Source organism: Streptomyces sp. NPDC093089, assembly GCF_044754405.1.
Classification (GTDB): Bacteria; Actinomycetota; Actinomycetes; order Streptomycetales; family Streptomycetaceae; genus Streptomyces.
In genome coordinates, this window is sequence record NZ_JBIVPA010000009.1 from 62335 (window position 1) to 80634 (window position 18300).

The following is an 18300-nucleotide window of genomic DNA, read 5'->3' on the forward strand; positions in this document are numbered from 1 at the left end:
GGCTCCGGCCCCGGACCCGGGGCCCCGGACTCCGGCCCCGGGCCCGATGAACCCGATCGCGGGGTCGCGTCACCACGCCGGGAGTCGTCGGCGGGGTTACGGTCGGCGGCATGGTCGGTGATCGTCAAGGATGGCTCCGGTGCCTGCTCGCCGGTGCCGTGTTCGTGGTGGGGATGACCGGCACGACGCTGCCGACGCCGCTGTATCCCCTGTACCAGGAGGAGTTCGGGTTCTCCGAGCTGACCGTGACCGTGGTGTACGCCGTGTACGCCTTCGGGGTCATCGGGGTGCTGCTCCTCGCGGGCAACGCGTCGGACACGATCGGCAGACGGCCGACGCTGCTGTGGGGCCTCGGCTTCGCGGCGGTGAGCGCCGTCTGCTTCCTGTGCGCGCAGGGCCTCGGCTGGCTGTACGCGGGGCGGCTCCTGTCGGGCCTGTCGGCCGGGTTGTTCACCGGCGCCGCCACCGCGTACGTCATGGACCTGGCCCCGCCGGGCGGCGCGTCCCGGGCGACGCTGGTGGCGACGGCCGCCAACATGGGCGGCCTCGGCTGCGGCCCCCTGCTCGCCGGGGTGCTCGCGGAGTACGCCCCCGAGCCCCTGCTGCTGCCGTTCGCGGTCCACCTCGCCCTGGTCGCCGTGTCGGCCGTCGTCCTGCTGTGGCTGCCGGAGACCGTACGGGAGCGCCGGCCCCTGACCGCCGTACGGCCGCAGAAGCCGGCGCTGCCCGCACGGGTCCGGCCCGTGTTCGTGCCGGCGGCCATCGCCGCGTTCGCGGGCTTCGCCCTGTTCGGGGTGTTCACCTCGGTCAGCCCCGCGTTCCTCACCCGCTACCTCCACGTGGACGACCACGCCGTGAGCGGCCTGGTCGTCGCCCTCGCCTTCTTCGCGTCCACCGCGGGACAGATCGCCGTCGGGCGCGTCGGAGTGGCCCGCTCCCTCCCGCTGGGCTGCGCCGTCCTCTTCGCCGGCCTGGCCTTCCTCGCCGGCGCCCTCGCCACCGAGCTCCTCGCGCTCGTGGTCCTGGCCGCCGTCGTCGGCGGCACCGGACAGGGCCTCTCGTTCCGGGCCGCGCTCTCCGCCGTCGCGGGCGCCGCGCCGCCGGACCGCCGCGCGGCGGTGATCTCGACCCTCTTCGTCGTCGCGTACACCGGCATCTCCATCCCGGTGATCGGCGTCGGCCTCCTCTCCGACCCCCTCGGCCTCGAACGGGCGGGCCTGGTCTTCACCGCCTGCATGCTGCTCCTGGTCGCCACCGCCGCCGCCTACCTGCTCCGCAGGCCGGTGCGGACCGAGGCGGCCGACCGCCGGTGAGGGTGACGGCCCCGGCCGCCCCCGGCGGGCCCCGGCGGCCCCCCGGCGCGGGTCGGCGACACTGAGGGCATGATCACCATTCATCTGAAGTACGAGATCGACCCCGACAAGCTGGACGACTTCGAGGAGTACGGCCGCCGCTGGGTCACCCTCGTCAACCGCTTCGGCGGCACCCACCACGGCTACTTCCTGCCGAGCGAGGGCGACAGCGACATCGCCTACGCCCTGTTCTCCTTCCCCGGCCTCGCCGAGTACGAGGTCTACCGGAAGGCCGGCGCCACCGACGCGGAGTGCCAGGCGGCCTTCGAACTGGCCCGCACCACCCGCTGCATCAAGCGCTACGAGCGCCGCTTCCTGCGCCCGCTCGACATCGACCCCGCTCCGTCGCTCGGCGCCGAGGGGCACTGACGAGCGGCCCGACCACGAGCGGTTGCGCCACCGCCAGGGCGAGGCACAGAAACGCGGCGCCGGTCCACAGCGCCCCGACCCCGACGTGCGCGAGCAGCTGGGTGGAGGTGACCGGCGCCGCGACCGTGGCGATGTCCCGGCTGATGCCGTACGCGGCCAGGTAGCCGTCCGTACCGCCGGGCGGCGCGAGGTCCGCCACGACGGTCAGGACCCGCCCGAGGACGAGCACGTCACCGAGGCTCCACAGCACCGTGGCCGCCAGGAACGCGGGCAGGGTCGACGCCACCGCGTACCCCGCCAGGCCGACCGCGAGCAGCACGTGGCCGGTCGCGACGGCCGCCGAGTCGGACAGCTCCGCGAGGCGGCGCAGCCTCAGGACCGGCTGCGCGGCGACCACCGTCACCGCCGACGCGGTGAACAGCAGCCCCGCGTCGACGGGTTCGAGGTCGCGCCGCGCGAGCGTCAGCGGCAGCCCCATCGCGATCGTCGTGGTGACGAGCGCGAACAGGGTCCCCGACAGGAACACGGCCCTCAGCGCCCGGTCCCGCCAGGGCCGTACGGGCTCGGTGCGGCCGGTGAGGCCGAGCACGATCGTGCGGCGTCGCCCGATGCCGCGCGCGAGGCGGCCCCCGGCCAGGCGCGAGGGGATCGTCGCGAGCCCGAAACCCGACGAGAGCAGGCCCGCGGTGGTGACGCCCGCCCCGAACTCGGTGCTGATCAGGACGGTCAGGAAGGGCAGCGAGAAGGCGCCCAGCCGGTTGACCGCGCGTGCCGCCACCAGGAGCCATACGGTCCGCGGCATGCCCCACCACCCCTTCGCGTGACTGTCGAATCGAGTAATGTCAGTCACGAACGCTCATCATCGAGGGAGTGACCGGTCAAGTGATGTTCGACAGTCACGTCGCGGTACTGCTGGAACACGCCGTATCGCTCGTGAACACCCTGACCGACGGAGAGGCACGCGGCCGCCCCTACGCCGTGCCCCGCGGCGCCGACCTCCCCCGGGCCGTCGAGGCCGCCGTGTCGGACACCGCGGGCTCGCTGCCGCGCACGATCGACGTCCCCCAGGCGGAGTACCTGGCCGCCACGGCCCGAGCCATGCGCCGGGTCTTCCAGGCCATGCACGACGGCGACCCGGACACCGCCGCCACCACCGTCAACGGCCTCCTCCACGACAGCGGCGCCCGCCCCCGGCTCGACCGCGCCCCGGACACGGGCCGGGACGGCGGCGGCACCACCTGGCAGCTGCACTTCCACGGCCCCGACGACTCCTTCGCCGCCGGACACAGCGCCAGTTGCGCCACCGCCCTCGCCCTCGCCGTGGGCGGCAGCCTCGCCGGACGGCTCGGCGTCTGCCACGCCGACCGCTGCGACCGCGTCTACGTCGACACCTCCCGCAACGCCGCCCGCCAGTTCTGCTCGACGGCCTGCCAGAACCGCACGAAGACGGCCGCCTTCCGCGCCCGGAAGGGCGGCGGCCCCGGCTGAGGCCCGCCGGGCCGGGCGGCGGGCGCCCCGCCGGTGGCGTCAGGACCAGGACGCCAGCACCAACGCGCGTTCGGCCGCGGCCAGATGGACGGCCGAGGCGAGCCAGGCCCGGGCATAGCCGTCGGGCGAGGCGTCGGTGAGGCGACCGAAGGAGTCGCGGGGGCGGCGGTCCGCCTCCGCGGCGAGCGCCGCCGCCAGGTGCGCGGCCCCGCCGAGACCCGCGCGGCGCAGGGGTACGAGGAGTCCCGCCGCGTCCGCGCCCCGGCCGGCCTCGGCGAGCGCCCGGCGCCCGCCCGCGACTCCGGTCTCCAGGAGGCGGCGCACCCGCCACAGGGGCGCGTCCGCCAGCGGGTCCGGGCCCGCGGTCACCAAACCGGGCGGCGCGGACTCCGGTGCCTCGCGCGGGAAGTGGCTCCCCTGGAGCCGGTCGTACCCCAGGTCGGCCCGGCCCAGCCACTCCTCGGGCAGTCTCAGCGTGTACGGGGATCCCGGCACGGGGCCGACCGCAAGCGCGCGGAGCGTCGCGGCCCGGTCCGGGTCGGGACGGCCCAGGACCCGGAGGGCGAGCCCCGGGTGCCGGGCGATCCTGCGCAGGTTCGCAGCGTGCGGGAGCTCCGGGTGCGGGTGTGCCGCGCGCAGCCGCAGCAAGGGGCCGTCGCCGGCGACACGGGCCACGAGGTACTCCCCCGCCGCGCCGAGCACCTCCACGTCGCAGCCGATGAGCCCGGCCTCACGCTCCCCCTCGTCCTGCGCGAGGCCCTCCAGCGCGGCGGACACCGCCTCGGGGAGCGGACGGGCGAACAGCGCCGCCACGGGCTCCTCCGACCACTCCACCCCCCGCAGCGGCGTCGCACTGACCCCCCGGCCCGCACCGAGCCGCCCGTCCGGGGAGACGGTCGCGCCGACGATCCGCAGACCTCCGCGGGCGAGCCCCGCGTGGTCGAGGACCGCCCCGCCGAGCGCCACGGACGCGGTGCCCGCGCCCCTGGCCCGGGCCAGACCGCCCGGACGCACGTCGGACACCGTGTAGCAGGAGCCGTCCTGCCCCATGACGTGGGTGGCCACGCCTCCGTACCCCGTCGCGGACAGCACGGGCTCGCGGCACAGACCCGACACCCGCAGGCTGCCGCCCCGTTCGTACGTCCGGCGCGTGGTGCCGACCACCCCGGGGCCCGCCGCCCCGGAGGCCGCGAGGGCCGCCCCCGCCAGCAACTCGCGGAACGCGGCGGCGAGATCGCCGAGCCGCTGTCCCTCGCCCCGCTGCCGCGCGGCACGGAGCCCCCGTACGACCCGCAGCGCGGCGGCCTCGCCACGGGGCAGTCCGGCCAGCCGCGCGGTGTGGGCCGCGCGCAGCAGCTCGGCCTGCACCACCGCCCCACCGGCCGTGACCCCGGCGGCCAGCGCCTCGGCCGCCGCCGCCCACAGCCCGGTCGCGGCCCGGACCTGCGCGGCGGTGAGCGGGGGCGGGGTGGGCGGCTCGGCTTCCGCCGCCGAGGCGGGGTGGGTACCGGCCGGCACGGCGGCCCTCCCGTCGGGCTTCGCCGGGTCGCCGCCGGACGGCGCGGCGGGCACGGCGGACGCGGACCCGGAGCGGGTGGTGGGCACGGCGCCGGGCGCCGCGGCGGGGGCGGAGCCGTCCACGGGCTCCGGCGGCAGCCCGTCGGCGTCGGCGGTCGGCTCCGTGTCGGCGGTCGGTTCCGGGCCGTCGTCCGCCGTCGCCTCCGCGGGTGCGGGCGGCTCCGCGTCCGCGATCGGCGCCGCGCCGAGCACAGCCGCCCTGTGGAGGCAGCGGGGGGCCAGCAGGCAGGTGCAGACGGCCTGTTCGGCACGGGTGACGGCACCGGACGGGCCGGGGCGGAGGGTGACGTGCGCGTCCTCGCCGAAGGGGACGGTGACGGTGCCGTCGGCGGCGGGGGTGGCGTGCTCGGCGCAGGAGGCGATGGCGGCGTCGAGCTTCTTGCGCAGCCGGGCGGTGAGTTGCTCCACCGCTTCGGCGAGGACGTCGGGGGCGACGGGCGGCAGGTCTTCGGGGGTCAACGGGGTTCTCCACGGAGGCGGTCGCCCACCCAGCGGGCGAGGGCGAGCGGGCTGAGGGCGGCGACCGGCATGCCGGCGGCGACGAGCCGACGCGCCACGGGCACCGAGTAGCGGGGCGCGCCGGAGTCGTCGAGCGCGGCGCAACCGAGGAGGTGGGCGCCGGAGGAGGCGAGCGCCCGCACCTCCCCGAGGAGTCCGGCGAGCGGTGCGCCCTCCTCGAAGTCGCTGACCACCACGACGAGGGTGCGGCTGGGGACGGTGATCAGCGACCGGGCGTGGGCGAGCCCCGCCGCGATGTGCGTACCGCCGCCGACCCGGACCTCCAGGAGGAGGGAGAGGGGGTCCTCGACCCGGTCGGTGAGGTCCACCACCTGCGTGGAGAACGCCAGGAAGTGCGTGGACAGCGTCGGGACACCGCCCAGCACGGCGGCGGTCAGCGCCGACCAGATCACCGACGCCTCCATCGAGCCGGAGACGTCGACCACCAGGATCAACCGCCAGTCCGCCTCCCTGCTCGCCCGCGTGCTGAACACCGGCCGCTCCGGGACGACCACGACCCGGCCGTCGTCCGCGCGCCGGCTGTGGACCAGGTTGGCGCGCAGCGTACGGGCGAGGTCCAGGCGTCCGCCCGGGCGGCGGGTCGGGCGCGGGGTGGCCAGCCCGGAGAGCGCCGGGCGCAGCCGGGTGGCCAGCTCGCGGGCGAGCTCGTCGACGAGCCTCTTCACCAGCGGCCTCAGCCGGGCCAGTTGTGCCTCGGGCATGCCTCCGGCCAGGGACAGCACCGACCGCAGCAGCTCCACCGACGGACGGACCGCCGCCGGGTCCAGCTGTGTGAGCACGTCGGAACGCCCCGCGTCGGCGGCCTCCGCGAGCACCTCCTCGCGCACCTCCGCCCCGAACAGGGCCTCCAGCTCCTGCGACCACTCGCGTGCCGTGGGGAAGGACGCCTCCTGTCCCCCGGCCTGCCCGGATCCGCCTCCGTCCGCGTCACCGGCACCCTCACCGCGCCCGCTGCCGTACAGCTCGTCCAGGGCCCGGGCGTACCGGCGCGCGTCGGCGCCGAGCCGGTCCTTGTGCCGGCCCAGGAGCAGCCGCCACCGGTCGGCGGGCCCGAGGCGCCGCTCGGGCGCCCCGGCCGGGGCCGCGGGCGCCTGCCCTGGCGTGGGCGGGGCCGTGGTCGTGGCTGTGGCGGTGACCGTGGCTGTGGCGGTGACTGTGGCTGTGGAGGCAGCGGGGCCGGAAGCCGCAGGGGCGGCAGCGCCGGTGGCCGCCGGAGCGGCCGGGCGGGTGGCCGAAGTCGTGGCCGGGCCAGTGGCCGGGGCGACGGCCGGAGCCGAGGCCGTCCGGGCGGCGGGGGCCGCCGCGAAGGGCGCGGCGGCCCCCGTCCCGCCGGCGGTGGACGCGCGGGCGTCGAGCGCGCCGTCCGGAGTGCCGAAGGCGTCCGGGCCGTTCAGGGAGAAGGCCTTCAGGGCGGCGAGACCGGCGGCGTCGGCCGCGGTCCACAGGGCGAGCAGTTCGGGCGGGGCGTCCAGGGAGAGGTCCAGGCGGTCGCCGAGGCGGTCGGTGACCGTGGTGAGGAGGCGGTCGCGGGCCGCGGGTGCGAGGGCGTCGAACCCGCCGCGCAGGGCGGGGAGTCGGTCGAGGAAGTCCTGGTCGGCGAGGTCGTCCACCCGGTCGAGGAGGGGGGTGAGCGCCTCCGGGGAGGCCTGGAGCAGCGGGCCCGCGGCGGTGAGGAGGCCGGCGAGGCGCTTCGTCAGGGCGCGTCGGGTGCCGGGGGTGGTCGCCCCGTCGATCCAGCCCGCCGTGCGCTCGCCGAGCCCGCCGGCCGGGTCGAGGTCGAGCATGACGCGTACGGCGAGGGCGGCGCCCTGCATCAACGGCGATGCGTCGGCGGCGAGTTCGGCGAGGGCCCGGTCGAGCCGGAGGCCCAGGTGCCGGGTGGCCGTCCGGTCCGCGAGGGCGACGAGGGCCCCGGCGTCCGCCGGGGTGTCGCTGCCGGCGAGGCCGGGGAGGGACCGGACGGCGGCCTCCAGGAGCTCGCCGGCGAGCGTGCCGGCGAAGGCTCGGGCGCCGTCCTCGGTGCCGGGGTAGTGGCCGCGGCGGATGCCTTCCAAGAGGTCGAGGGCCGCGAGGAGTTCGGGCAGGTCGGCGGTGTCGGGCAGGACGGCGGACGCCTCGCGCAGCCTCGCGTCGACCAGCTCGGGCAGGTCGCAGCGGGCCGCCGCGGTCAGTCCGGTCAGGATCTGGGCGGGGGTGGGTCCGCCGTCGGCGGCCTCGCGGCGCGCGGTCTCGGCGAGGGTGCCCGCGGCGGCCTGGGCCGCCGTGACCCCGCGTACGCCCGCGAGGTCGAGCCGCGCCGGTACGGACGGCGTCCACGTCAGCCGCCACTTGGTGCCGAGCGCGGTGCCGTCGCCGGTCGTCGCCACCGCGACGGGTTCCCCGTACGAGGCACCGATGACCAGCAGGCGCTGCAGCAGCACCTCGCGTCGGCCGTCCAGCGCGGAGCGGAGCGGGTCGAGGCGCACCTCGCGGGGTTCGGGCTCCTCCGGGCGCGGCAGCCGCAGCGCGGCGAGCTCCTCCTCCACTGAGGGGCCGAGGCCCGAGCGCGGCGCGTGCGGGCTGATCCGTCCGCGCGCGGTGCCGACGAACACGGCCTCCAGGGCGCGGGCCAGCGCCCGTCCCCGACCGAGGGGTTCGCCCTGCCCCATCACGGTGGTCACCGCTTCGAGCAGCTCCCCGCGCCCCGGCGCGGGCAGCCCGCGCAGCGCCGCCAGGTCGCAGGCCAGCCGCAGCGTCTCGGCCGCCTCGCCGGTGCCCGCGGTGTGGCCGGCGCGGCGCAGCTCCCTGCACAGCCCCGTCAGCGCGGCGGCCGCCGCCTCGCGGATCCCGTCCGGGTCCCCGGCCGCCGCCAGCACGGCCTGCTGCCACAGCGGGTCCCGGATCCCGGCGGGATAGCCGGACCGCGAGTCGAGCAGGTCGAAGGAGTACGGGACGAACGAGGTCACCGCCGCCTCCGGTGCTGCCGGGGTCCGGCCGCGGCGCGACGCCCGGGACCCGCCGGTGACGGCGCCGGGCCCGTCGTCGGGCACCCCGGTCGCGCGGGCCGCCCCGGCCCGCGCCCCCGGCTCCGCGTCCGCCCTTGTGTCCGTGCCCCCATCCGTATCCGGGGCCGTGGCCGGGACCGTGTCCGCAGCCGTGCCCGGGGCCGTGGCCGGGACCGTGCCCGGGGCCGTGGCCGCGGCCGTGTCCGGGTCCGCCGCCGCCGCCGCGAGCAGCGCGGGCGCGTGGAAGGCGCCGATCACGGCGGCGACCCGGCGCCCGTCGGCGGCTGCCGCCGCCACGACCTGCCGCATCCGGGCCTCGCGCGCGAGGTCGGTGGCGGGCACGGCGGCATCGGCGCGCAGGGCCCAGCCGACGCCCAGGGCCGCGCGGCGCACGGCCTCCGGCGAGCAGCCGGGCGCCAGCACCTCCACGGCACGGTCCCACATGTCGTCTCCGGCGCGGCCGGTACCGGCGGCGGCGAGCGCGTCGGCGAAGGAACGGCGCCCCGTCCCGACGCGCTCCGCCGCCTCGCCGTCCGCCCGCTCGTCAGGACCCTCGCCCTGGCGCGCCTCCGAGCCCATGGCCGGTCCCGCGTCCGGTCCGGCGTCCCGTCGCGCGGCCGGTCCCTCACCCGGGCTGCCGTCCAGGCCTCCGTCCGGTCCCGTGGCCGGTTCCGTGCCGGGCAGGGACCATCCGGGGTCGGTGAGGGGAAGGTCGCAGCACACGACCTCCGCGCCGTTGGCCCGGGCCCATCGCACGGCGGCGAGCTCCGGGGAGAAGTCGGCGAAGGGGTAGAAGGAGAGGCGTCCGCCGTCGCCGGCGCCGGCCAGGGCGACGGGGGCGACGGTCTCGGGGTCGGCCAGGTGTTCCAGCCAGGGCTGGAAGTCGGCCGGCAGTTCCACGCAGACCACCTGGGCCCGCGCGGCGTCGAGGAGGGCGGGCACCACCGCGGCGAGCGCGGGGCTGTGGTGGCGTACCCCGAGGAGGTAGGGGGCGCGCGACGCGGCGAGCGCGTCGACGGCCGACCGCGGGTCGAGGGTCGTCAACGCAGGCTCCCGCGCAGGTCCCAGAGCCGACGCCACATCGCGGAGCCGCTCTCGGCCCGGCGGCGCACGGGGCCGTCCCAGTAGCCGAGGAGGCGCGCGTGGTCGGCCGGGTCGTCCTTGCGGACGACGCCGAGGAGATGGCCGGGCAGCAGGTCGAGCACGTCCCCGCCGGGCAGGTACGCGGCGGCGACCCCGAGCGACGCGGCCACCTGCACGGCCTCGGCCGTGGACATGACCGTGCCCGGCCGCTCGACGTCCCAGCCCTCGGTGGAACGCCCGGAGCGCAGGTCGCGGAAGACGGTGACGAGGGCGTCGAGGACGGCGTCGTCGACGCCGAAGGCCGCGCCCGCGCGCTGCACCGCCGCGACGGCCTGGCGGCGGATCAGGACGGCCTCGGCGTCGGCATCCGCGATCGGGTCCACCGTCTCGAAGTTGAACCGGCGCTTCAGCGCGGCGGACATCTCGGAGACGCCACGGTCGCGCAGGTTGGCGGTGGCGATGACGGTGAAGCCGGGTGCCGCGCCGACCACCGCGTCCTCGGTGGCCGTCAGTTCCGGCACGGTGATCCGGCGGTCGGAGAGGATGGACACCAGGGCGTCCTGCACCTCGGGCAGGCAGCGGGTGATCTCCTCCACCCTGACCACCCGACCGGTGCGCATGGCGGCGAGCACGGGCGAGTCGACCAGGGCCTGCGGCGTGGGTCCCTGGGCGAGCAGCAGCGCGTAGTTCCAGCCGTAGCGGAAGGCGTCCTCCGTGGTGCCCGCGGTGCCCTGCACGGTCAGTGCGCTGGTCCCGCTCACGGCGGCCGCGAGCAGCTCCGACAGCATCGACTTGGCGGTGCCGGGCTCACCGGTCAGCAGCAGTCCGCGCTCTCCCGCCAGGGTGACCACGCAGCGCTCGACCAGCGCGCGTTCGCCGACGAACTTGGGCGTGATCTCCAGCTTCGACGGCAGGCCCGCCCGGCGTCCGGGCAGTGCCAGTTCCACGCCGTCGCTCCCGCAGACGAAGGTGACCACCGCGCGGGGCGTCAGCGCCCAGCCGGGCGGGCGCGGGCCGGGGTCCTGCGCGGCGAGGAAGGCGAGCTCGGCGGCGTACCGCTCCTCGGCAGGCTGGACCTGCCGGGCGGGGGCGGACTTCTCGGTGACGGTCATGCGGGGATTCCTCCGGTGGAACACGGGTGCGGGGGGGGGATGTCGGGGCGGGCGCGGCCCCACGTGGGGTGCGCGGACAAGGTGCGGCGCCCCCACGTGGGGCGCGCCGGACGGGGCGCGGCGCCCCGGGTGGTGGTGGGGGGCGCCGCACCCTGCGGCGGACTGCGGCGGCGCACAGCGGACTCCGCTGCGCGCCGCCGCCTCTCAGCGGCGGCGCCTGGTGCGCCGCACCTTCAGCTCCTCGAAGCGCGGGACGTCGCCGTCGAGGATGCGCCGCCATGCCCGGGCGAAGAGCTCCGCGACCGGTTCGGTCGGCACCAGGGCGCCGAGGACCGGCCGGGTGCCCGCCACGGGGCCGTACAGGGACAGCTTCCACTGCTCGACCGGCGGTACGGGTGCCGACTGCTCGGCCCAGGCGCCGGGCAGGAAGAGGGAGCGTCCGGCCCGGGCGCGTACGGCGGAGACCACGAGCTCGCCGGCGGCGAGCTCGGCGCGGGCCGCCTTGAGGCGGGCCGGCTTCCAGCCGGTCCAGCGGGCGGTGTTGCGGTCGGTGGGGTCGGGCAGGGCGAGCAGCATCAGGTAGAGCGTCGCCGCGTCGGCCCCCAGGCCGTGGGCCGCGGCGACCTCCTCCACGAGCGCGGGCACGGAGCGCGAGGGGTCCTGCGGCCACCAGGTGCCGTCCGGTTCGGTCCCGCCGGCCGCGGGCGCGCCGGGGTCGGCGAGGAGCCGTGCGAACGCCGGGTCGTGTGCGCGCCGCAGGGCCGACTCGACGGCGCCGGGCACCTGGTCCGGGCCGCGCAGGGCGGCCAGGTAGGGGTCGGAGCCGGTGGAGTCGAGCAGGGCGGTCCGCAGCGCCGGCTGGGGCTGGTCGTCGTGCGTGGCCATGAGCACCGCGCCGTACCGCTCGTGGTCCGGTGCGGTCTCGGTCGGCGTGCCGGCCACCTTGCGGAAGTCCGGGAGGGAGGTGAAGCGGCCGATCGAGAGCAGGAGTCCGGGCGAGGCGAGGCGCTGCCGTACGGCGTCGAGGGCCTGGGGAAGCCGGGCGCGCAGGGGATCGCCGGCGGGCAGCCGGTGGGCGAGCCAGGCCGTCAGGCTCATCGCGCCCGTGAGCACGGACGCCGTGAACGGTTCCTCGGCGGGGGCGACGGTCGCGGGCCGGTCGCGCTCGATGTGCCAGGCCACGTCGGTGCTGAGTTCCGGTGTCGAGGCCGGGTCGAGGAGGGCGGGGAGCGCCTGGTGCACGGGCCAGCCGCTGCGGGCGGCCCGCGCGGCCTCCGCGGCGAGCCAGTCGGGCACCTGCGTGCGCCGTCCCACCCGCGCGTTCCACTCGGCCGCCGCGGCCGCCACGTCGGGTCCTTCGGTCCAGAGGCGGGCCGGGTCGGCCGGCAGGAGCGCGGCCACGACGGACCGCCGCACCTCGATGGGGAGGGCGCGCAGCACGTCGCGGGCCTGCGCCGCCTCGGCCACCTTCAGGCCGAGGGTCTTGCGGAGGTCCGCCGGCAGGAAGTTGTTCTCCCAGCTGTCGATGCCGGGCATGCCGACGAGGACGAGCCGGGCCAGCGCGCCGGAGGCGCCGGTGAGCCGGCCGAACTCCTCGGCCGCCTCCGCGTGGAAGGGCGCCTCCCCGCGGGTGGCGGCCTCGCGCAGGAACGCGGTCAGCCAGTCGGCGCCGCGCGTGCGGTCGCCGACCGGTGCGTCGCCGCGCGGGGTGTACGGGCCGGGCACGTCGAAGCGGCCGCTGGGGTCGTGGAGGAGCGCCCCGAACTCCCGTCCGCCGTCGACGTCCGCGTGGTGCTCGGTGATGCCGAGCGCCGCTCCGCCGCCGAGCGGGAGCACGCAGCGGTGCGAGAAGTTGCGCTGCAGGCCGTCGGGGGTGTGCAGGTGCGCGGTCCCGAGGTGGACCAGGACCCGGCGCCAGTGGCCGGCCGAGCCGGCCGCCGAGGCGAGTCCCAGGGCGTCGACCCGGCCGAGCAGTTCGAGCAGCGCGGCCCGGTGCCGGTCGCCGCCGCCGGGTGCGACGGCCCGGTAGGCGACGGCGGCCGGTTCGTCGAGGAGGGTGGTGAAGGGCAGCGAGGAGTACGGCAGCGACGGCAGGTCGAAGTGCAGCCGGCCCGGCGTGGCCGTGGCGGCGGTGTCGGCGCGTACCGCGGCGAGGTCGGCCAGGAAGCGGTGGGCGACGTCCTCGTCGGTGCCCGACCTGTAGTAGCCGGTGCCGGCGACGCCGTTCAGCGCTTCGCCGAGCAGGCGGTCGGTCGGTCCCTGGACGCGGGCCGGCACGGGCTCGGCACCCGGGTCGAGCCGCGCGGCGACGGCGTCCAGCGCCTTCCGCTGCCGCAGCGCGAAGCGGAGCACCCGCACCACACCGGCGACCAGCTCGGGCGCGGTGACCGCCGGCAGCGCGGCGGTGACCAGCGCCGGAAGGTCCGCGGCGCGTTCCGCGGCGGCGGCCGCCTTCAGGAGGGTGCCCGCGGTCTCCGCGTCGGCGGTGCGGAGCGCCGCCGAGGCTTCCGCGTCCCGGGCGCGGAGCGCGTACAGGTGGGACAGCGGGGGCAGGGTGACGCTCGCGGTGCCGTACAGCTCGTTCCGGTCGCCCTCGGTCGTCGAGGTGACGACGCCGTCCGGGTCGGTGAGGGACAGCTTGCGCCACTGGTGGGTGAGGGCCCTGGGCCGGTCGTCGCCGGGGAACGACACGGCGGCGAGCGGCATGTCGGATCCCTCGGGCAGGGTGACGGCGCGCCCGGCGGTGTCCTCGGCGTGCCAGCCGTTGCCGGGGAGGCGGACGACGCGCCAGCCGAGCAGGCCGTCCGCGGGGGTGCCGAGGGCGGAGCCCGGGACCGCGGGTGCGGGCCGGAGCCACGAGGAACGCTCGCCGAGTTCGGCGCCGGTGGCGTGCGCGCGGAGCGCGTCGGCGAGGAAGCCGGGCCGGGAGCGCCGGCCGAGGGCGCCTTCGGCGGGGTCGTACTCGGCCCAGCCGGCGGCGGCGTCCCCCGCGTGGGCCTCGGCCCACACCCAGTACGAGGTGCCGTCGGAGAGCAGCGGGCGTTCGCGGGGGAGCTTCGTGTCGCCGTGGTGCAGGACTCCGCCGCCGGTGGTGCGGCCACCGCCGGCCAGCGGGAGGCTGAGGTTCTGCGAGCGGAGGCTCCAGTGGTCGGCGTCGCCCTCCAGGGTGAACACCGTGTCGGGGGCGGTGTGCCAGTAGCCCTGGATCTCGCGGTCGCGGCCGTAGGTGCTCCAGAAGACGAGCAGGGCGCCGTCCACGTAGTGGAAGCCGTACCGGTACGAGTGGCCGGTGGGCACGCGCAGGTCGTGGACGAGCACGGTGGAGTCGGCGTCGATGACCCGCACCTGTGCCGTGCTCGCCACGATCAGGTGGGGCCAGGCCTCGACGACGGTGAGGCCGTCGCGCTTGTCCTGGGTCGGCGACAGCTCCGCGAGCGCCTCCTCCCACGCCGGCCAGCGGAGCTCCTCCCAGAGCCCGCCGCGCAGGGTGCGCGCCAGCGTCACGCCGAGGTCGACCCCGGCGGCGGCCGCGACCTCGTCGGGCGCGAGCGCCAGGGCCTCGGCCGGCAGCCACGACAGGCGTGCGATGGCCTGCGGGAGGCCGGGCAGCCCGGCGGCCACCGACTCGCGGGCGACCTCGCGCATCCACTCGGTGAGCATCGGGCGGCCGCCGGTCGATGCGGCGAGCCGGCACATCACGTCCGTGCCGGTCGACGCGCCGTTGTACGCGTACGCGGCGCGCCGGAACGCGGGGCGGAAGCGCGGGTCGGCGGCGAGCGCGGCCAGGTCCCGCGGCTGCTCCCCGCGCGCCCAGTCGGACAGGTTCAGGGCGTCGCCGCGCCGGTTGGGGCCGTCCTCGCGGGGGTCGGCCACCGGGAGGTCCAGGGTGAGCAGCAGGTCGAGGAGGTTCACGTCCTCGACGCCGATCCGCAGGGCCCCCTCGCCGTCGGGACGCCCCGCCAGGTCGGCGCGCAGCCGCTCCGCGGCCCGCTCCACGAGGTCGAGGAGGGCGGGCGGCGTCGGGCGGTTGCCCCAGCCGCGGTGCCGGGCGGCGTGGAAGCGTTCCAGCCAGCCGGCCGCGCCGTCGGCGCAGCGCTCCGACTCCGGCACGTCCGCGTCGGTGAGTCCCGCCTCGGCCCCCGACTCGGCGAGGATCTCCAGCCACAGCTCGCTCAGTTCGGCCTCGCCGCCGGGCGGCGTCATCGACAGCAGCGTGCCCCGCACCTCGGGGACGCGGCGCGCCAGCGCGATCAGCGCGGTGCGGTGGGCCTTCCACCAGCCGCTCGCGGCCCGCAGCGTGGCGGGCAGCGGCAGGAGTTCGGCGAGGTAGTCCTGCTCCGCCTCGCCGGCGGAGAGTCCCGCGGCGCGGGCGAGGCGCCGCAGCTCCGCGGCGGCCTGGGCGGACGGGGCGAGGCCGCCGGCGGTCCGGCGCACGCACAGGCGGCGGAAGCGCTCGTACGCCTCGGCCGGGGCGAGGCGGGCCGCCAGCTCCTTGCCGTAGCCGGCGAGCACCTTCACCGGCAGCGCGCCGGCCAGGGCGAACTCGAGGAAGACGGCGTCGAGCCGGTCCTCGTCGACGGTGAGGCCGTGCTGGGCCTCGCTGGTGCGGGCACGGCCGAAGAGCTGGCCCGCGTACGTCGGGTTCTCGACGCCGAGGAAGACCCGCGCGGACTGCTCGTAGAAGACGGGCAGGAAGTGCGGGACGGCCGAGGCGAGCCGCCCGGCCAGTTCGTGGCAGGCGTCGAGGGCGGCCTTGGGTTTGGTCTTCGCCTGCCGGGCCAGCCGGTCCAGCTCGGGCACGACCGCCAGCGCGTGGTGACCGTCCTCCGGGTGGTGCACGAGCACCCACTCGGGGAAGCCGAGCTCCTTGCGCCGGCCGAGGCCCACCACGGCCGGTTCGCCGTGGGGCGCGAGGCCGAGGAAGCCGGCGGCGAGGTCCTCGGCGGGGCCCAGCTCGGCCGCGGTCAGCCGGACGACGACCCGGTCGTCGCCGAGCACCGGGTGGCGGTAGGCCCGTGCGGTCATGTCGACGGCTGAGGCACCCGCGCCTTCGGCGTCGGCCGGGAGCACCGCTCCGGCCTTGAGCAGCTCCGTGTTGTCGGAAGCGGTCGTGCTGGTCACGCGTCCCCACCCTCTTCGATCCTGCGGCCGGCGTACAGCGCCGCGGCCATGCGCATCCCCTCGGACCAGGCGACCGGTCCGACCTCGTTCAGCCGCACCGCGCGGCCCTCCTCGTCGTGCCAGGTCAGCGAGCCGGTCTCCGACTCCCCGTCCCAGTACGGCTCGCCGATCCACACCGACGCCTCGGTGCCCCGGCCCCCGTCGCGGACCTTGCAGGTGGCGTAGCCGCCGGACACCCGGTAGCCGAGGCCCGTGGCCCGGGCCGCGAGGCCGAAGCGCGAGGCGAACTTGCCGCCCGCGTAGTCCCGTACCTCCGTCGCGGTCTCCGCGTGTCCGGTGTCCGGCCGGGCCCAGGTGGCGCGGTGGATCTGCTCCACCCGCTGGGTGATCCCGAGTTCGGCCGCGAAGTCCCGCACGTCGTCCAGGTCGGGCAGCAGCACGGGGTGCGGGAGGGTCACGGTGCGCGGTGAGAGCCGTACGGTCTCGCCGTCGAGGTCGACCACCTTCAGCTCGCCGTCGGCGGTGACGTCCCGCAGGAAGCCGACCTCGTCCGGGTCGTCGCCGACCACGGCCATGTCGCGCAGCGCGGACTGCCACGCCTCGTCCGGCCACACCCGGGCGATCAGCTCGGTCGGCACCGGGAGCGACGACACCATCCAGGTGTCGACCTGCGCCACGCACGCGGCCGCGTGCCGGTCGAGCCACTCGGCGAGCCGGCGCAGCCGGTCGACCTCGGGCTCGTCGCGCAGCGCCTTCGGCAGCGTCTTCAGCTGCCGTCCCCCGGCGCGCCGTGCCACCACGCGCCCGTCCTCCAGGGTGATCTCGTACCCCTCACCCGCTGTCAGCCACGCCATCAGCCGCGCCCCTCCGCCTGTCCCGATCGGTTTCCGCGCAGCTCGAACGACGGGGTCGAAGCCCCGGAGCTGCGGTATGCGGGGAGACTATCCAGGGTCACTGACAACGCCCGCCCCGGCGTCGCCGGAGCGGCGAACAGCCGGTGGACGGGCGGCGGGAGGGCGGTGGCCGGTCCCCGAAAGGCGGCGGACCGGGCAGGCGGCGGACGAGCAACGGCCGGGCTGCGGAAGAAGGGGCCGGCCGGCCGGCGGACCGGGGGTCAGGCGGCCGGGACCGCCCGCTGGATGGCGGTGAGGACGCGGTCCAGGGCGTCCTTGCTGTGCGGGTCCGTGAGGTTCGCCCAGAGTTTGAACATGAAGCGCTGCATCACGGGCTTCCGGAGGCTCCTGGTGGCGACGAGCTTCATGACCCGGGGCTGGTTGAGCGCCTGGACGACCAGGCGGCCCACGGTGAAGTAGCGGCCGTAGGCGGCGCGGACCTCCTCGGGATAGCGGAGCAGCGCCTCCTCCCGCGATTGCGGGGTGGGCCGCCCGAGCGCGCGGGTGACGGTGCCGGCCGCGAGGCGGCCGGACTCCAGGGCGTAGTCGATGCCCTCACCGCTCAGCGGGTTGATCATTCCCCCGGCGTCTCCGGTCAGCAGCAGGCCCCGGGTGTACTGGGGCCGCCGGTTGAGGCCCGCGGGCAGGGGTGCCCCGCGCAGCGGACCGGTGGCGTGGTCGTCGTCGAACCCCCGCTCCGGGGACAGCCGCGCGGTCCACTCCCGGAACATCTGCCGGTGGTCCACCTCCGGCTTGCGGCCGACGTGGAACGTCCCCAACCCGACGTTGAACGTGCCGTTCCCCACCGGGAAGACCCACCCGTAGCCGAACGGCATGTACGTCCGGCCCCGGTCGTCCCGCGTCTCCAGGTCGAGCCAGGCCTCCAGGTGGTCCTGGTCCCGGTCCCGGTCCCGGTGCGGCACCGTGTAGTACCGGCGCACCGCCACCCCCATCGGCCGGTCCGCCCGCTGGTGCAGCCCCAACGCCACGGCCAGCCGGCTCGACGCCCCGTCCGCCGCCACCACGAGCGGCGCCCGGAAGGTCCGGGGGCCTCCCTCCCCCTGCGTGGTCACCCCGCTGACGTGCCCGGTCCTCGGATCGACGACCGGCCCCGTCACCTTGGTCCCCTCCAGCAGCCGCGCACCGGCCGCCACCGCCTTGCGGGCCAGCAGCTCGTCCAGGTCCATCCGGCTGCGCACCAGCCCGAAGTCCGGGAACGACGCCACGCTGGGCCACGGCATCTCCACCGTCGTCCCCGACCCGTGCGCCCGCAGCCCCCGCGTCCGCACCCACCCGTCCCCGTCGACGTCGACCCCCATGCCGACCAGTTCCTTCACCGCCCTCGGCGTCAGCCCGTCCCCGCAGATCTTGTCCCGCGGAAACGTCGCCTTCTCGATCAGCAGGACATCGCGTCCCGCCTGCGCCAGGTGGTACGCGGCGGCGCAGCCGGCGGGTCCCGCGCCGACGACGATCACGTCCGCCGAGTCACGGTGGGGAGACAGGTCCATGAGAACGTCCTCTGCTGCGATCGGCGGGTTCGACGGGGAACGGCTACCCATCCGTACCCAGGGCCGGCACCTTTGATCACCCGTCACTTGAGGCGACTTCGGCCACAGTGGCGACGCGTCGCCTTCCGGCGGTCCTTACGGCACGAGGGGCGGGCGGACTCCCCGGCCTCCACCCTGCCCTTCCGGGCGGCCGCACCACGGGCCGCGCGGCGGCACGTCCGTGCTCCCCACCCGTTCGGGTCACCGCCGGTGACGACGTGCGGGCGCCGCGAGCCCACGAGACGATGGAGGCA

Annotated in this window: 10 protein-coding genes; 3 read left to right on the forward strand and 7 right to left on the reverse strand. The window is 77.1% G+C overall.

Annotated elements, in window-relative coordinates; translation table 11 throughout:
* Positions 1-110: 110 nt before the first annotated feature.
* Both ACIQFX_RS21750 and ACIQFX_RS21755 read left to right on the forward strand, forming a co-directional pair.
* Positions 111-1313: an MFS transporter gene (locus ACIQFX_RS21750; protein WP_402465760.1), complete on the forward strand. Its 1203-nt coding sequence runs from the start codon at positions 111-113 to the stop codon at positions 1311-1313.
* A gap of 69 nt (positions 1314-1382) precedes the next feature.
* Positions 1383-1721: an NIPSNAP family protein gene (locus ACIQFX_RS21755; protein ID WP_402465763.1), complete on the forward strand. Its 339-nt coding sequence runs from the start codon at positions 1383-1385 to the stop codon at positions 1719-1721.
* Here the strand turns inward: ACIQFX_RS21755 and ACIQFX_RS21760 are convergent.
* A complete protein-coding gene (locus ACIQFX_RS21760; RefSeq protein ID WP_402465766.1) occupies positions 1645-2523 on the reverse strand; it encodes a hypothetical protein in 879 nt (292 codons plus the stop codon). The genes ACIQFX_RS21755 and ACIQFX_RS21760 overlap by 77 nt on opposite strands.
* Before the next feature lie 68 nt (positions 2524-2591).
* Between ACIQFX_RS21760 and ACIQFX_RS21765 the strand changes: the two genes are divergently transcribed.
* Positions 2592-3209, forward strand: a complete 618-nt coding sequence (locus tag ACIQFX_RS21765; RefSeq protein WP_402465768.1) for a CGNR zinc finger domain-containing protein — start codon at positions 2592-2594, stop codon at positions 3207-3209.
* 39 nt (positions 3210-3248) lie between these two features.
* On the opposite strand, the gene ACIQFX_RS21770 is transcribed toward ACIQFX_RS21765, so the two are convergent.
* The 6 genes from ACIQFX_RS21770 to ACIQFX_RS21795 form a co-directional block, all read right to left on the reverse strand.
* Positions 3249-5246: a hypothetical protein gene (locus ACIQFX_RS21770; RefSeq protein ID WP_402465771.1), complete on the reverse strand. Its 1998-nt coding sequence runs from the start codon at positions 5244-5246 to the stop codon at positions 3249-3251.
* Positions 5243-9334, reverse strand: coding sequence for a DUF5682 family protein (locus ACIQFX_RS21775; RefSeq protein WP_402465773.1), 4092 nt, complete (start codon positions 9332-9334; stop codon positions 5243-5245). The genes ACIQFX_RS21770 and ACIQFX_RS21775 overlap by 4 nt, the downstream gene beginning before the upstream one ends.
* The gene (locus tag ACIQFX_RS21780) at positions 9331-10485 is read right to left on the reverse strand and encodes an AAA family ATPase (protein ID WP_402465776.1); all 1155 of its coding nucleotides are present in this window, start codon (positions 10483-10485) and stop codon (positions 9331-9333) included. The genes ACIQFX_RS21775 and ACIQFX_RS21780 overlap by 4 nt, the downstream gene beginning before the upstream one ends.
* A 204-nt stretch (positions 10486-10689) precedes the next feature.
* A complete protein-coding gene (locus ACIQFX_RS21785) occupies positions 10690-15606 on the reverse strand; it encodes a DNA-binding protein (protein WP_402465779.1) in 4917 nt (1638 codons plus the stop codon).
* Positions 15603-16460 carry a DUF4132 domain-containing protein gene (locus tag ACIQFX_RS21790; RefSeq protein WP_402465782.1) on the reverse strand — a complete coding sequence of 286 codons (858 nt, stop codon included), beginning with the start codon at positions 16458-16460 and terminating at the stop codon, positions 15603-15605. Before ACIQFX_RS21790 ends, ACIQFX_RS21785 begins: the two co-directional genes overlap by 4 nt.
* Before the next feature lie 260 nt (positions 16461-16720).
* Positions 16721-18007: a geranylgeranyl reductase family protein gene (locus ACIQFX_RS21795; RefSeq protein WP_402465786.1), complete on the reverse strand. Its 1287-nt coding sequence runs from the start codon at positions 18005-18007 to the stop codon at positions 16721-16723.
* Positions 18008-18300 lie beyond the last annotated feature (293 nt).

Bases quoted from the DNA above. Each gene is read 5' to 3' on its own strand.
- ACIQFX_RS21780 (WP_402465776.1), bottom strand. From the start codon at position 10,485: ATGACCGTCACCGAGAAGTCCGCCCCCGCCCGGCAGGTCCAGCCTGCC.
- ACIQFX_RS21790 (WP_402465782.1), bottom strand. From the start codon at position 16,460: ATGGCGTGGCTGACAGCGGGTGAGGGGTACGAGATCACCCTGGAGGAC.
- ACIQFX_RS21755 (WP_402465763.1), top strand. From the start codon at position 1,383: ATGATCACCATTCATCTGAAGTACGAGATCGACCCCGACAAGCTGGAC.
- ACIQFX_RS21760 (WP_402465766.1), bottom strand. From the start codon at position 2,523: ATGCCGCGGACCGTATGGCTCCTGGTGGCGGCACGCGCGGTCAACCGG.
- ACIQFX_RS21795 (WP_402465786.1), bottom strand. From the start codon at position 18,007: ATGGACCTGTCTCCCCACCGTGACTCGGCGGACGTGATCGTCGTCGGC.
- ACIQFX_RS21750 (WP_402465760.1), top strand. From the start codon at position 111: ATGGTCGGTGATCGTCAAGGATGGCTCCGGTGCCTGCTCGCCGGTGCC.